Genomic DNA, 14,840 nt, shown 5'->3' on the forward strand with positions numbered 1-14,840 from the left:
AAGGCTTGATGATCGCTGCCAAAAATAAACAAATTTCAGCTATTTCTAACCTTTGTTCGACAGTCGGTCAGGTAGCGAATTTTCACGAATCACTACATGCAGCCCTTCACACGCCGATCAAGGATAGACCATGAGCCTCCCTTCGCTTGCCGAACTGCCCGGCGTACTCCAGCCATTTGTCACCCGTGCCGAGCAGTCGTTCCGTACGGCCGTCGCGGTGCTTGCCGATGATCATGGCTTGTCCGCCTGGACGCCTGAGCGTTGGGCGCAATTTGCCCGTGTCACCGCGGCCAGCGACTTTGTCATTGAACAGAGTGTGCGTGACCCTTTGATGTTGCTGGAGCTGGTGCAATCCGGCGAGCTGGACCGTGTTTTTGCGCCGGGCGAGTTGTGCGCACAGATTGCGACGGCGGTGAGTACCGCTGAAACCGACGACCAACTTGGTCGCGCCTTGCGTCGCCAGCGCACACGCCAGCAAGTGCGGATTATCTGGCGCGATCTGACTCGCCAGGCTGATTTAATCCAGACCTGTCGCGACCTCTCGGACATGGCCGATGCCAGTATCGATCAGGCCTATCAGTGGTTGTATCAGCGCCATTGCCAGCAGTTTGGCACGCCCACCGGGCGACGTAGCGGCGAGCCGCAGCAGATGGTCATCCTCGGCATGGGCAAGCTCGGCGCCGTGGAGCTGAATCTGTCGTCTGACATCGACTTGATCTTCGCCTACCCCGAAGGCGGCGAAACCGTTGGTGTGAAGCGGTCGCTGGATAACCAGGAATTTTTCATTCGTCTCGGCCAGCGGTTGATCAAGGCGCTGGACCCGATAACCGTCGACGGTTTCGTGTTCCGCGTCGACATGCGCTTGCGGCCTTATGGTTCGTCCGGCGCGCTGGTGCTGAGCTTCAATGCGCTGGAACAGTATTACCAGGATCAGGGCCGCGACTGGGAACGCTACGCGATGATCAAGTCGCGCGTGGTGGCCGGCGATCAAGTGGCGGGCGCGCAACTGCAAGAGATGCTGCGCCCGTTCGTTTACCGACGTTACCTGGACTTCTCGGCCATCGAAGCGCTGCGCACCATGAAGCAGCTGATCCAGCAGGAAGTCCGGCGCAAGGGCATGGCCGACAACATCAAGTTGGGCTCGGGCGGCATTCGTGAAGTCGAATTTATCGCGCAGGCCTTCCAGCTTATCCACGGTGGCCGCGACCTGAGCCTGCAACAGCGTCCTCTATTAAAAGTACTGAGCACCCTCGAAGGTCAGGGTTACCTGCCGGCGGCGGTGGTCGGCGAATTGCGTGAAGCCTACGAATTTCTGCGTTACACCGAACACGCGATACAGGCCATTGCCGACCGTCAGACCCAGATGCTCCCGGATGGCGAACAGGATCAGGCGCGCATTGCCTTTATGCTCGGCTTTGCCAATTGGACGGCATTCCACGAACAGCTGATGTACTGGCGTGGCCGGGTGGCCTGGCACTTTGCTCAGGTGATCGCCGATCCCGATGAAGAGGCCGGCGCCGAGAGCGAAGTGGTGGTCGGCGGGGAATGGTTGCCGCTGTGGGAAGAGGCCCAGGACGAGGAGGCCGCCTGCCGTCAGCTGGAAGAGGGTGGTTTCGCCGACGCCTCCAAAGCGCTGAAAGCCTTGGCCAGCCTGCGCGGCAGTCCGCAATTGCGCGCCATGCAGCGCCTGGGGCGTGAACGCCTCGATGCTTTTATTCCGCGTTTGCTGGCTCAGGCTGTGGAGCATGCCAATCCCGATCTGGTGTTGGAGCGAGTACTGCCACTGGTGGAAGCCGTGGCGCGTCGTTCCGCCTATCTGGTGTTATTGACCGAGAACCCCGGCGCCCTGCGCCGCTTGCTGACACTGTGCGCCGCGAGCCCATGGATTGCCGAACAGATCACGCGCTTCCCGCTGCTGCTCGACGAATTGCTTAACGAAGGCCGGTTGTTCAAGCCGCCGCTGGCGCCAGAACTGGCGGCCGAGTTGCGCGAGCGTTTGACGCGGATTCCCGAAGACGACCTCGAACAACAAATGGAAGCCCTGCGGCATTTCAAACTGGCGCACCGCTTGCGCGTCGCCGCCTCGGAAATCGCCGGCAGCCTGCCCTTGATGAAGGTCAGTGATTATTTGACCTGGCTCGCCGAAGCGATCCTCGAGCAAGTGCTGGCCCTGGCCTGGCGCCAGACTGTGGCCAAGTACGGTACGCCGCTGCGCACCGACGGCAGCTTGTGCGACCCTGGTTTCATCATTGTCGGTTACGGGAAAGTCGGCGGTCTGGAGTTGGGGCACAGTTCGGACCTGGATCTGGTGTTCATCCACGACGGCGATCCGCAGGCCGAAACCGACGGGCCGAAGCCTATCGATGGCGCACAGTTTTTTACCCGGCTCGGGCAGCGCATCATTCATTTGCTGACGGCGCAGACCAACTCCGGCCAGCTGTATGAAGTGGACATGCGCCTGCGGCCGTCCGGTGCCTCCGGTTTGCTGGTGAGTTCCCTGGGGGCATTTGCCCGGTATCAGGAAAACGAAGCCTGGACCTGGGAGCACCAGGCGCTGGTGCGGGCGCGGGTGCTGGTGGGCAGTCAGGATGTCGGTCAAGCGTTCGAGAAGGTTCGCGCGGCGGTATTGGCCAAGCCGCGGGACCTGCCGACCTTGCGCCAGGAGGTCAGCGAAATGCGCGCCAAGATGCGCGATAATCTCGGCAGCAAGAGCACGGCGGCGGGCACGGCGGCAAATGCCTTCGAGGCCACGGCGCCGTTCGATCTCAAGCAGGACGCCGGAGGTATCGTCGATATTGAATTTATGGTGCAATACGCGGCTCTGGCATGGTCTGAGGCGCATCCGTCGTTACTGCGCTATACCGACAATATCCGCATTCTGGAAGGGTTGGAGGAGGTCGGGCTGATGCCCGCCGAAGACGCCAGCCTGTTGCGTGAGGCCTATAAGGCCTATCGCTCCGCCGCTCACCGGGAGGCCTTGCAGAAGGACGCCGGCGTGATACCGGGCGACCAGTTCGTGGATGAACGACGGCAGGTAATGCGGATCTGGCGCGAGCTGGGGTTAAGCTGAAACTGGATATTTGCAACACCTGATACCCAATGTGGGAGCGGGCTTGCTCGCGAAGGCGGAGTGTCAGTCACTACTGATATTGAATGTGACGGCCCCTTCGCGAGCAAGCCCGCTCCCACAGTAGATCTGCAGTGTCTGGTAGATTGAGGCAGCTAAGCTGTATCGCATGGATGTGCACAAAATTGATCCGACGAGCCCCAATCGGCTCGTCCAAATGACCTGACGGTTCACCCCGAAGGTGCTGGATTCTCGAGGCGGGGAGGCGTATGCCTCCCCGGCTCGTTTATGGAAACCACATGAAAATTCTGATCGTTGGGCCCAGTTGGGTCGGTGACATGGTGATGGCGCAGACACTTTTTCAGTGTCTCAAGCAGCGCCACCCGCAATGCGAAATCGACGTGCTGGCCCCCGAGTGGAGCCGGCCGATTCTCGAGCGCATGCCCGAAGTGCGCCAAGCCTTGAGCTTCCCGCTCGGCCACGGCGTGCTGGAGCTGGCGACGCGTCGGCGCATCGGTAAATCCCTGGTCGGTCAGTACGACCAGGCCATCCTGCTGCCCAATTCCCTGAAGTCGGCACTGGTACCGTTTTTCGCCGGTATCCCGAAACGCACCGGCTGGCGTGGCGAATTCCGCTACGGCCTGCTCAATGACGTGCGCACGCTCGACAAAGAACGTTACCCGCTGATGATCGAGCGCTTCATGGCCCTGGCCTTTGAGCCCGGCGTCGAGTTGCCGAAGCCGTATCCGCGGCCGAGCCTGCAGATCGACCCGGTGACCCGCGACGGCGCACTGGCCAAATTCAGTCTGGCCCTCGACCGTCCAGTGTTGGCGCTGTGCCCCGGCGCCGAGTTCGGCGAGTCCAAGCGCTGGCCGTCCGAGCACTACGCCAAGGTCGCCGAAGCGAAGATCCGTGAAGGCTGGCAGGTCTGGCTGTTCGGCTCGAAAAACGATCACGCGGTGGGCGAAGACATTCGCGCGCGGCTGATTCCCGGTCTGCGTGAAGAGTCGGTGAACCTCAGTGGCGACACCTCCCTGGCCGAGGCCATCGATCTGCTGTCCTGCGCTGATGCGGTGGTCTCCAACGACTCCGGCCTGATGCACGTGGCCGCCGCGCTGAACCGCCCATTGGTGGCGGTATACGGCTCGACGTCGCCGGGTTTCACGCCACCATTGGCCGAGCACGTCGAAATCGTACGCCTGGGCATCGAATGCAGTCCGTGCTTCGATCGCACCTGCCGTTTCGGTCATTACAATTGCTTGCGCCAGCTCATGCCGAAGGCAGTGAACGAAGCCTTGCAGCGGTTGCTGGGCACTGTGGTCGAGGTCAAATAGTTTGCGGGTACTGTTGATCAAGACTTCTTCGCTGGGCGACGTGATTCACGCGTTGCCAGCGTTGACCGACGCAGCGCGGGCGATCCCCAGCATCACGTTCGACTGGGTGGTGGAAGAAGGCTTCGCCGAGATTCCGACCTGGCACCCGGCCGTGGGCAAGGTGATTCCGGTGGCGATCCGTCGCTGGCGCAAGAACATCTGGCAGACCATCAAGAGTGGCGAGTGGAAGCGCTTCAAACAAAGCATTCGCGCGACAAAATACGACTTGGTGATCGATGCCCAGGGCCTGCTGAAAAGCGCGTTGCTGACTCGCTACGCCAAAGCCCCGGTGGCCGGGCTGGACAAGAACTCGGCCCGCGAACCGATCGCCGCGCGTTTCTATTCCCGACGTCTGGCCGTGGCCCGCGGGCAGCACGCGGTAGAGCGAGTGCGTCAGCTGTTCGCGGTCGCATTGGGTTACGACCTGCCCAAAGGCCTGGGCGACTATGGTCTGAACGTCGAGCGACTGGTGGAGTTGCCGCGCAAGAATCCGTACGTGGTGTTTCTCCATGGCACCACCTGGGACACCAAGCACTGGCCCGAAGCCTATTGGCGCGAGCTGGCCGAGCGGGTGGGTTACCTCGGCGTGGCGGTAAAGCTGCCGTGGGGTAATCCGGTCGAAAAGGCCCGCGCCGAGCGCATCGCCAAAGACATGAAGCACGTCGAAGTGCTGCCCAAGCTGAACCTGGCGGGTGTCGGCAAAGTCCTGGCCGGGGCGCAAGCCTGTGTGGCGGTGGACACCGGTCTCGGTCACCTCGCTGCGGCGCTGGATGTGCCGACCCTGTCGCTGTTCGGCCCGACCAACCCGGGCCTGACCGGCGCGTACGGCAAGTCGCAGATTCACATGGCCAGTGACTTTCCCTGCGCGCCGTGCCTGCAAAAGAAATGCACCTATCAACCGACGGCCGACGATGCCCGTCGGTTCGACCTGAAACGCGAGTGGCCCCTGTGCTTCACGCGTCTGAATCCCGAGCGTGTCGCGAGCCGACTGAGCACGTTGTTACTGGCTGAGGAGCTGCGCTGATGCAATTGGCATTTGTCCTGTACAAATATTTTCCGTTTGGTGGCTTGCAGCGCGATTTCATGCGCATCGCCCAGGAATGTCAGCAGCGCGGCCATCAGATTCGCGTCTACACGCTTATCTGGGAAGGCGATGTTCCGCCGGGTTTCGAAGTGCTGGTGGCACCGGTCAAGGCGTTCTTCAATCATCGGCGCAACGAGAAGCTCACCGAGTGGATGGAGGCCGATCTGGCCAAGCGTCCGGTGGACCGCCTGATCGGTTTCAACAAGATGCCGGGTCTGGACGTTTACTACGCCGCCGACGGCTGCTTCGAAGACAAGGCGCAGAACCTGCGCAACTCGCTGTACCGTCGCTGGGGCCGCTACCGGCACTTCGCCGAGTACGAGCGCGCGGTGTTCGCCAAGGATGCCAAGACCGAAGTGCTGATGATTTCCGAAGTACAGCAGCCGCTGTTCATCAAGCATTACGACACGCCGCTTGCACGCTTCCATTTACTGCCGCCGGGTATCTCTCAGGACCGTCGCGCGCCGGCCAATGCCGCCCAGATCCGTGCCGAGTTTCGTCGCGAATTCAACCTGAAAGATGATGAACTGCTGCTGGTGCAGATCGGCTCCGGGTTCAAGACCAAAGGCGTGGACCGCAGCCTCAAGGCACTGGCCGCCTTGCCCGCCGAGCTGAAAAAGCGCACCCGGCTATTTGTAATTGGCCAGGACGACCCCAAAGTATTCCAGTTGCAGAGCGCCACATTGGGGCTCGGCGACAACGTGCAGTTCCTCAAGGGGCGCAGCGATATCCCGCGTTTCCTGCTCGGTGCCGATCTGTTGATCCACCCGGCGTATAACGAAAATACCGGGACGGTGCTGCTTGAAGCCGTGGTGGCCGGCTTGCCAGTGCTGGTGAGCGCGGTGTGCGGCTATGCCCATTACATCGCCGAGGCCGACGCCGGTCTGGTGCTGGACGAACCCTTCGATCAGGCGCAACTGACGCAGTACCTGACCGGCATGTTGAACGACGCAAATTCACGGGCGGCCTGGAGCCGCAACGGTCTGGCTTTCGCCGAGACGGCCGACCTCTACAGCATGCCGCAACACGCGGCCGATGTGATTCTGGCGGAGCACGCTTAATGAAGTTGATGCTGGCTGAACCGTTCAAGAGCCTCTGGGCCGGACGCGACCCGTTCGCCGAAGTCGAGGGTCTCAAGGGCGAGGTGTACCGCGAGCTTGAAGCGCGCCGGACACTGCGTACCGAAGTGGACGGCCATGGGTTCTTCGTGAAAATCCACCGTGGCATCGGCTGGGGCGAGATCTTCAAGAATCTGCTGACCGCCAAGCTGCCGGTGCTTGGCGCGGGCCAGGAGTGGGAGGCCATTCAGCGCCTGCAAGAAGTCGGGGTGCCGACCATGACCGCCGTCGCTTACGGCGAAAAGGGCAGCAACCCGGCGGACCAGCATTCGTTCATCGTCACTGAAGAGCTGGCGCCCACCGTCAGCCTCGAAGATTTCAGCATCGACTGGGTCAAGCAGCCGCCCGAGCCAAAGCTCAAGCGCGCCTTGATCGCCGAAGTCGCGCGCATGACCGGCATGATGCACCGCGCCGGGGTCAACCACCGCGACTGCTACATCTGCCACTTCCTGCTGCACACCGACAAACCGGTGACAGCCGACGACTTCAAGCTGTCGGTGATCGATCTGCACCGTGCTCAGACCCGTCCGACGATTACCCAACGCTGGCGCAACAAGGACCTGGCAGCGCTGTATTTTTCGGCGCTCGACATTGGCCTGACCCGTCGCGACAAACTGCGTTTCCTCAAGGGGTACTTCCAACAGCCCCTGCGCCAGATTCTGGCTGAAGAAGCGGGGCTTTTGGCATGGCTCGAAGGCAAGGCCAACAAGCTCTACGAGCGTAAACAGCGATACGGGGATGCGCTCTGATGTCGGGTTGGACACTGGAACCTGCTTACAGCAATCTGGCAGAAGACTTCGGCAGTCTTGACGCGGTGTTCGCGCTCGAGGGTGAGCGACTGACCCGCGATCCATTGTCCGAGGTCATTCGCGTCCAGCGCAGTGGCGTCAACTATTACGTCAAGCGTTACGTCGGCGCTGGCAAAGGCCTGCGCCGTTACTTGGGCAAGCCGCGGGTGAAAGCCGAATGGCAGAACCTCAAGCGTTTTGCCAAGTGGGGCATTCCTACCGCCGAAGTAGTGGCCTGGGGGTTGGAGCGGCGCGGCGCGGCATACGATCGTGGGGCTATGATCACGCGCGAGCTGCCCAATACCGAAGACTTGTCGGCTTTGGCTGGTCGACATGATCCGAAGCTGGCGGATCGCGCCTGGGTCGACAACATCAGTCGACAGCTGGCGGGCTATACCCGGACCATGCACGACCATCGTTTTACCCATAACGATTTGAAGTGGCGCAACCTGCTGATCGACGATGAGCCCCGGTTGTTTCTGATCGACTGCCCCAACGGTGATTTCTGGCGTGGCTTCTGGCTCAAATACCGGATCACCAAAGACCTGGCTTGTCTGGACAAAGTGGCCAAATATCACCTGTCGGCCACCCAGCGTCTGCGCTTTTACATGCAATACCGCCAATGCACCCGGCTCAATGCCGCCGACAAGAAACGGATTCGGCACGTGGTGAGATTTTTTGAGGGACGCGAATGACTGATTTTCTGGCTGCTGAAGACCGTGCGCTGCTTGAGCGTCATGGCCTCGGCACCTTCGACGCGCTCTGGGCCAAACAGCTCGAGGCGGTGGATGAACCCAATACCGCCGGTGAGGGCTGGAGCAGTGTGTTTCGGCTGGAACTGGAAGGTCATGGCTACTACCTCAAGCGCCAGAGCAACTACTTGACGCGCACATGGCATTCACCCTTTGGCGAGCCAAGTTTTGCCCGTGAATTTCGCAACATCAGTCGTTATCAGAAATTGGGTGTTCCGGCGCTGCAGGCGGCATTTTTCGGTGAGCGCAAAGTCGATGGCGAAGTCCGGGCGATTCTGCTGACCCGCGCGCTGGACGGTTGGGATGACCTGGATTCGCTGTTGCAGCGCTGGTCGGACCTGAGCGCGGCGCAGCACTCGGCGATTCTGAAAGCCTGTGGGCAACTGGCGCGACGCCTGCACGAGGTGCGTCAACTCCACGGTTGCTTTTATCCCAAGCATATTTTTCTGCGGGCCACCGGTGACGGCTATCAGGCTCAGTTGATCGATCTGGAAAAAACCCGTCCGCTGTTGTTCGGCCAACGTGATCGGGTCAAAGACCTGGAACCGTTGCTGCGTCGGGCGCCGGAATGGAGCGAAAGTCAGCTGCGCGAGTTGTTGGCGGTTTATCTGGATCAGCCATTGAGCAGTTCGCTGGTGGACAGTTGGGTATCGCGCCTGAGTGCGCGGCGCAGTCACAAGGAGGCGCGTTGATGCGTTTGTCCGAACTGAAACACGCCGGCCGCAGCCCAAGCCTGCCGCTGAACATTCCACTGGCCGATGCTGCGGGGCCTGCGGAGTTACAACTGCTAAGTCTGCTGCGAGTGCTGCCAGGCCAGCGTTACGTTGGTGCCGGAGTCTGGCGCGGCCGGCCGGTGTTGGCCAAGTTGCTGGTCGGCGGTAAAGCAGCGCGGCACTTTCAGCGTGAACTGGACGGCGTGCGTTTGCTCGCCACTCAGGGGCTGACTACGCCATTGTTATTGGCTGATGGCCTGAAGGACGGCGAAGGCGGCTGGTTGTTGTTCGATTTCCTTGAAGGTGCCGAGAGCCTGGGAGACGCCTGGAAACAGGTCGAACACTTACCGGTGCTGGCGGATGAACAATCAGCGGTGCTGGCCGAGGCCTTGGGCGCGATCGGTCATCTGCACAGCAAGGGCTTGTGGCAGGAAGACCTGCACCTGGACAACCTGTTGCGCCATGGCGGTCAGTTGTATTTGATCGATGGCGCCGGAATCTGTGCCGAGACGGCTGGCAAGCCACTGTCGCAGCAGAAAGTCCTGGAAAACCTCGGGGTGTTTTTCGCCCAGTTGCCCAAATCGCTGGAACCCTTCACCGAAGAACTGCTGGTGTATTACCTGCTGGGAAACGGCGAGCATGCCTTGCCCATGGAAGCGTTGCAGAAGCAGATCGACAAGGTCCGTCGCTGGCGTTTGAAGGATTTCCTGATCAAGGTCGGCCGCGAATGCACGCTATTCAGCGTCCAGCGCGGAGCGTTCGGCTTGCGGGCGATTCGCCGTGAGGAAGAGGCGGCGATGTTGCCGGTGCTGGAGCAGGCCGATGCCTTGCTCGATCAAGGCCATCTGTACAAGACCGGCGGCGCGGCGAGCGTCGGCAAGGTCGAAGTGGCTGGGCGCACATTGGTGGTTAAACGCTACAACATCAAAGGTTTTTCCCACTGGCTCAAACGTTTCTGGCGCCCGAGCCGCGCCTGGCACTCATGGCGAGAAGGCAATCGTCTGGCGTTCCTGGGTATTGCCACGCCCAAGCCACTGGCATTACTGGAGAAGCGTTTTCTCTGGCTGCGCAGCCGGGCGTACCTGGTGACCGAGTATTTGCCGGGGCCGGACATCATCGAGCGCTTCGCGCCGTACGTGGAAAGCGGCGAAGCGCCGCAAGCCGAGTTGCAGGCTTTGGATCACCTGTTCGCCGAGCTGATTCGCGAGCGGATCAGCCATGGTGATTTCAAGGGCCATAACCTGTTCTGGCAGCAGGATCGCTGGGCGCTGATCGACCTGGATTCGATGTGTCAGCATGGCTCGATCAGTAGCTTTGCCCCGGCGTACGCGCGGGATCGGGCGCGATTCATGCGTAACTGGCCTGAGAGCAGTGCGCTGCATCAGGTGATTGACCAGCGTTTGCCCAAAGATATCTCTAGCGCTGCCTGAATCGGGTCTTCGACCCTTTCGCGAGCAAGCCCGCTCCCACAGGTTCAGTGGTGTGCATAAGTTTTGTGTGCGGTGCGATCACTGTGGGAGCGGGCTTGCCCGCGATGGCGCCAGATCAGTCCCCTGAGATCTAGAGGACAAGTTCTTATGAACCGTCCTACATGATCTACAGACCCCGTGAACTGTGCCCTGAATAGCCACGATGCTAGTTTGCCTGACGTTCTCGGAGGGCAGATTTTGACGATAAAAATGGCTGTGTTGCTGAGCACTTTCTCACTGGCGCTATCCGGTTGCGGGACTGCGGTCACGGTGTTGCAGGATGACGAGGAAGCCGCCCGTGGCCTCAGAAAGCAAAAAACCTACTGCCAGTCCATCCCTCGCATCTACAGCGGTCTGGCCCACGACTTTTGTCTCCTGCATGCGCCGCCCGATCCCACCGGTATTCTGGTGCCGTTCGTGTTACTGGATCTAACTCTTTCGGGTGTCTTCGACACGATATCCCTGCCCTATACGGTTTACCGGCAGGCTACGGATGGCAATATCAGGATTTACTGGCGTCCGGGTCGCGGATGAGCGACGGCGAACGCCTGGGCTCGACGTCATCTGCACGGCGCTGAGAAGGGCAGGCTCATTCCCGCCACGTTTACGCTATAATCCCGCCCTTTAGCTGTCTCTCGCCCCTTGCGAGGGCACATTAATTTTTGAGGCGCGTTGCGCCTGCATGCAGACTAAAGAGGCTAGACCCCTGTGGCATTGACGATTCTTGGCCTGTCCGGCGCCCTTAGCCATGATCCTTCCGCAGCCCTGTATATCGACGGCAAGCTGGTCGCGGCGGCTGAAGAAGAGCGCTTCGTGCGCGATAAACATGCAAAGAACCGCATGCCTTACGAATCGGCGAAGTTCTGCCTCGAGCAGGCGGGCATCAAGCCGTCCGACGTTGACGTGGTGGCGATTCCGTTCGCGCCGATCAGCCTGTTCGGCAAGGCTCGCTGGCACTACGCCAAGCGTTACTGGTACGCCCCGGACCGCGCCCTCGATGCGATCCTGATGGGCAACCGTCGCTACAAGCGCTATCGCAACAAGATTGTCTGGTGCCTCGAGCAACTGGGCTTCGATCCGAAGAAAATCAAGATCGAGCCGGTCGAGCACCACTTGGCCCACGCCTCCAGTGCCTACCACTGCTCCGGTTTCAAAGAGAAAACCGCGATCCTCGGGATCGACGGCAAGGGCGAGTACGCCACGACCTTTTTCGGCTACGGCGAAAACGGCAAGATCCACAAGATCAAGGAATTCTTCGATCCTGACTCCCTCGGCGGCCTCTACGGCGCGATCACCGAGTTCCTCGGTTTCGAGATGCTCGACGGTGAGTTCAAGGTCATGGGCATGGCGCCGTACGGCGATGCCAGCAAATACGATTTCTCGCGTTTGGCCTCGTTCGAGAACGGCGAGCTGGTGATCAACACCGACTACGCCAACGTCATCGGCCTGCGTCGTTATAAAGAGAAGGGCAAAGGTTTCTACTTCTCGCCGAAGCTGATCGAGTGGCTGGGACCGAAGCGCGAAGGCGACATCGCCGACGAGCCATACATCCACTACGCCGCAAGCATGCAAGCGCTGTTCGAGAAACTGGCGTTGCAGATGATCGACCACTACCTGGGCGATGTGCTCAAGGAAACCGGCAAACTGGCCTTCGCCGGTGGCTGTGCGTTGAACGTCAAGTTGAACCAGAAAATCATTGCCCGCGACGACATCAAAGAGCTGTTCGTTCAGCCTGCGTCCGGCGACGCCGGTACCGCGGTTGGCGCTGCGGCTTACGTGTCCCACGCCCGTGGTGTACCGGTCGAGAAGATGGAACACGTCTACCTCGGCCCGTCCTACAGCAACGAAGACGTGCTCGCGGCCTGTGCCCGTCACCCGAGCAAGCCCGCGTGGCGCAAGCTTGAGAACATGCCGGAAAGCATCGCCAAGATCATGGTCGACGGCAACCCGGTGGCCTGGTTCCAGGGCCGCATGGAGTTCGGTCCGCGCGCCTTGGGCGGTCGTTCGATCATCGGTTGCCCAAGTGCGACCGGCGTGGCTGACCGGATCAACCACCAGATCAAGTTCCGCGAGCGCTGGAGGCCTTTCTGCCCGTCGATGCTCGACACCGTTGCGCCACAGATGATCAAGATCGATCACCCGGCGCCGTTCATGACCTTTACCTTCGAAGTGGCTGAAGAGTGGAAGACCCGCGTGCCGGAAGTCGTCCACGAAGATGGCACGTCCCGGGCCCAGGTGTTGAAGCGCGAATACAACCCGCGCTACTACGACATGATGAAGGCGCTGGAAGTGCTGACCGGTAACGGCGTGTCGCTGAACACCTCGCTCAACCGTCGTGGCGAGCCGATGATCTGCTCACCGACCGACGCCTTGAATATGTTCTTCGGTTCCGACCTGCAGTACCTGATCATGGAAGACATTCTGGTGGTCAAAGAAGGTGCGGACGCTTATGACACGCTCGGCTGAACGCCATGTGTTGCAGTTCTGTCACGGCTATGACGGGCCGTTTCTGGACTGCGCCCGGCAGTACGCCAGCCTGTTCGCGGGGACCGGTTTTCGAGTGACCACGGTGTTTCTGACCGGGGCTGCCGATGCCGAAGTCGCCGCGAGCTGCGCCTCCGATGAAGTGCTGTTCATGGAATACAGTTCCAAGGCCATTCGTGGCCTGAAGCTGGGCGCCATCGGCGATCTGCGCAAGATCGCCGCCTCGCGCAATTTCAGTTTCTGCATTGCTCACCGTTTCAAACCGATCTACATCGCCTTGCTCGGCACCTCGTTGCCGGTCATTGGTGTGCATCACGCGTTTGGCGATTACCAGCGCGGCACCCGCAAACTGTTCGCGAATATTTTCCGCAAGCGCCTGAGTCTGCTCGGGGTCTCCGATGCGGTGCGTGACGACATGCGCCGTTGTTTGCCGAAATGGCCGGTCGAGCGGATTCAGACGCTTTATAACCGTATCGATGTGCAGGCGTTGCAGACCAGTCAGGTATCGGTTCGCGAGGCCCGGGAAACCCTCGGTCTGTCGATGGATGCCTGGATTGTCGGCAACGTCGGGCGCCTGCATCCAGACAAGGATCAGGCCACACTGCTGCATGGTTTTGCCGCGGCATTGCCGGGGTTACCGGCCAGCAGTCAGTTGGTGATCCTTGGTAGCGGTCGGCTGGAGCAGGATCTCAAGGCTTTGGCGCGCGAACTGGGTATCGGCGATCGTGTGCTGTTCCTCGGCCAGGTGCCCGATGCTCGTCGTTACTTCTGTGCTTTCGATGTGTTTGCCCTGAGTTCCGATCACGAGCCATTCGGCATGGTGTTGCTGGAGGCCATGGCCGCCGGTGTGCCGTTGCTCGCGACCGCGTGCGGCGGGGCCAGGGAAGTGGTCGAAGGCGTGGGCATTCTGTTTCCGTTGGGCGATGCCGAGCGTTTGGCTCAAGGGCTGCAACATCTGGCCGCGATGGATGAGCAGCAACGTCGCCAGTGTGCCGAGCTGATGTTCGACCGCTTGCGTGAGCGCTTCTCCGATCACGCGGTACGCGATGCTTTCTGGCATTTGCCGCATGTCACCGAACTGGCACCGAGGGGCTGATGCTCAACCGATTTCAAGGCTGGCGCGAACGTGGCTGGGCGCAGGTCGACGCCTCGACTTATGCACAGGCCTGGCAACGTTTTGGCGGCAGTGTCGCGACTCATCCTCTGGTGATCGAACGTCTGGCGCAGTTGGCTGACATTCCGGTGCGCTATCTGGCCTGGGAACATAACGGCGAAGTGAAAGCCGCCATCCCGACCTGGGGTCGCGACTTGGCGCTGTCCAAGGACGTGCTCAAACGCAGTGGTAAAAAAGGCCTGTTCGACCTCGGCAATGCCGAATTGATCCTGCCGGCCGCCGCGGATGCCCAGGCACCGTTGCGCCATCGTGGCCGTTACTTGTCGGCCCTGAATGAAGGCCGTTTCACCGGAATGAAACTGCAGGCCGAACAACTGGCCATGGCGCGGACGCCTGAAGAGCTGTCGAAGAAGTTTCGCTACAACCAGCGCCGCGAATTGCGTCTGCTGGAAGAGGCTGGTGGTGTAGCGCGGCCGGTTACCGAGTTTTCCAGCAGCGAACTGGCGGCTATCTATTGTGACCTGTTCCAGCGTCGTTGGGGTTTCCCGGCCACCGGTGCCGAGCGTATGGGCGAGGTGATCGAGCTGTTGCGCGAGTTGCTGATCGGCTCGGTGATTTTCCTCAACGACGCACCGATTGCGATTCAACTGGTGTACCGCGTCGAGGCGCCGGAGTGGATCAGCGTCGAGTACGTCAACGGCGGTGTCGATCCCGAGACTCGCGAATTCAGCCCCGGCAGCGTACTGAGTTTTCTCAACACCCAAAGCGCCTGGGAACATGCACGCGCGCTGAATAAACCTCTGCGGTTTTCCTTTGGTCGGACCGACCGTGAGTACAAGGACCGCTGGTGCAATTCTGTGCCGGTCTTCACGGTATGA

General features: G+C 60.7%; 12 protein-coding genes. All 12 read left to right on the forward strand.

The window, feature by feature from the left end; all coding sequences use genetic code 11:
* Positions 1 to 130: 130 nt before the first annotated feature.
* The 12 genes from glnE to AB7M29_RS05740 all read left to right on the forward strand — a co-directional run bounded on the left by glnE (position 131) and on the right by AB7M29_RS05740 (position 14,840).
* On the forward strand, positions 131 to 3,070 hold the full coding sequence (glnE, locus tag AB7M29_RS05685) for a bifunctional [glutamate--ammonia ligase]-adenylyl-L-tyrosine phosphorylase/[glutamate--ammonia-ligase] adenylyltransferase (RefSeq protein WP_454246495.1): 2,940 nt from the start codon (positions 131 to 133) through the stop codon (positions 3,068 to 3,070).
* Positions 3,071 to 3,366: 296 nt separating this feature from the next.
* Positions 3,367 to 4,401, forward strand: a complete 1,035-nt coding sequence (gene waaF / locus AB7M29_RS05690; RefSeq protein ID WP_201061386.1) for a lipopolysaccharide heptosyltransferase II — start codon at positions 3,367 to 3,369, stop codon at positions 4,399 to 4,401.
* Position 4,402: 1 nt separating this feature from the next.
* The gene (gene waaC, locus AB7M29_RS05695; protein WP_454246496.1) at positions 4,403 to 5,464 is read left to right on the forward strand and encodes a lipopolysaccharide heptosyltransferase I; all 1,062 of its coding nucleotides are present in this window, start codon (positions 4,403 to 4,405) and stop codon (positions 5,462 to 5,464) included.
* A complete protein-coding gene (locus tag AB7M29_RS05700; protein ID WP_217855485.1) occupies positions 5,464 to 6,585 on the forward strand; it encodes a glycosyltransferase family 4 protein in 1,122 nt (373 codons plus the stop codon). Before waaC ends, AB7M29_RS05700 begins: the two co-directional genes overlap by 1 nt.
* Entirely contained in the window at positions 6,585 to 7,391 is an 807-nt protein-coding gene (gene rfaP / locus AB7M29_RS05705) for a lipopolysaccharide core heptose(I) kinase RfaP (protein ID WP_052965123.1), read from the forward strand. The genes AB7M29_RS05700 and rfaP overlap by 1 nt, the downstream gene beginning before the upstream one ends.
* Positions 7,391 to 8,125 carry a lipopolysaccharide kinase InaA family protein gene (locus AB7M29_RS05710; protein ID WP_217855487.1) on the forward strand — a complete coding sequence of 245 codons (735 nt, stop codon included), beginning with the start codon at positions 7,391 to 7,393 and terminating at the stop codon, positions 8,123 to 8,125. The genes rfaP and AB7M29_RS05710 overlap by 1 nt, the downstream gene beginning before the upstream one ends.
* Positions 8,122 to 8,874 carry a lipopolysaccharide kinase InaA family protein gene (locus AB7M29_RS05715; protein WP_217855489.1) on the forward strand — a complete coding sequence of 251 codons (753 nt, stop codon included), beginning with the start codon at positions 8,122 to 8,124 and terminating at the stop codon, positions 8,872 to 8,874. The genes AB7M29_RS05710 and AB7M29_RS05715 overlap by 4 nt, the downstream gene beginning before the upstream one ends.
* Complete coding sequence (locus tag AB7M29_RS05720; protein WP_454246497.1) at positions 8,874 to 10,325, forward strand: lipopolysaccharide kinase InaA family protein; 1,452 nt, start codon at positions 8,874 to 8,876, stop codon at positions 10,323 to 10,325. The genes AB7M29_RS05715 and AB7M29_RS05720 overlap by 1 nt, the downstream gene beginning before the upstream one ends.
* A gap of 237 nt (positions 10,326 to 10,562) precedes the next feature.
* Positions 10,563 to 10,898 (forward strand): YceK/YidQ family lipoprotein, encoded by a 336-nt coding sequence (locus AB7M29_RS05725; RefSeq protein WP_217855812.1) that lies wholly within the window; start codon positions 10,563 to 10,565, stop codon positions 10,896 to 10,898.
* A 174-nt stretch (positions 10,899 to 11,072) separates the two neighbouring features.
* On the forward strand, positions 11,073 to 12,830 hold the full coding sequence (locus AB7M29_RS05730; protein WP_007902547.1) for a carbamoyltransferase family protein: 1,758 nt from the start codon (positions 11,073 to 11,075) through the stop codon (positions 12,828 to 12,830).
* The gene (locus AB7M29_RS05735; RefSeq protein WP_454246498.1) at positions 12,814 to 13,944 is read left to right on the forward strand and encodes a glycosyltransferase; all 1,131 of its coding nucleotides are present in this window, start codon (positions 12,814 to 12,816) and stop codon (positions 13,942 to 13,944) included. The genes AB7M29_RS05730 and AB7M29_RS05735 overlap by 17 nt, the downstream gene beginning before the upstream one ends.
* On the forward strand, positions 13,944 to 14,840 hold the full coding sequence (locus tag AB7M29_RS05740) for an antimicrobial resistance protein Mig-14 (RefSeq protein ID WP_052965129.1): 897 nt from the start codon (positions 13,944 to 13,946) through the stop codon (positions 14,838 to 14,840). The genes AB7M29_RS05735 and AB7M29_RS05740 overlap by 1 nt, the downstream gene beginning before the upstream one ends.

The organism is Pseudomonas sp. F-14 TE3623 (assembly GCF_053629015.1).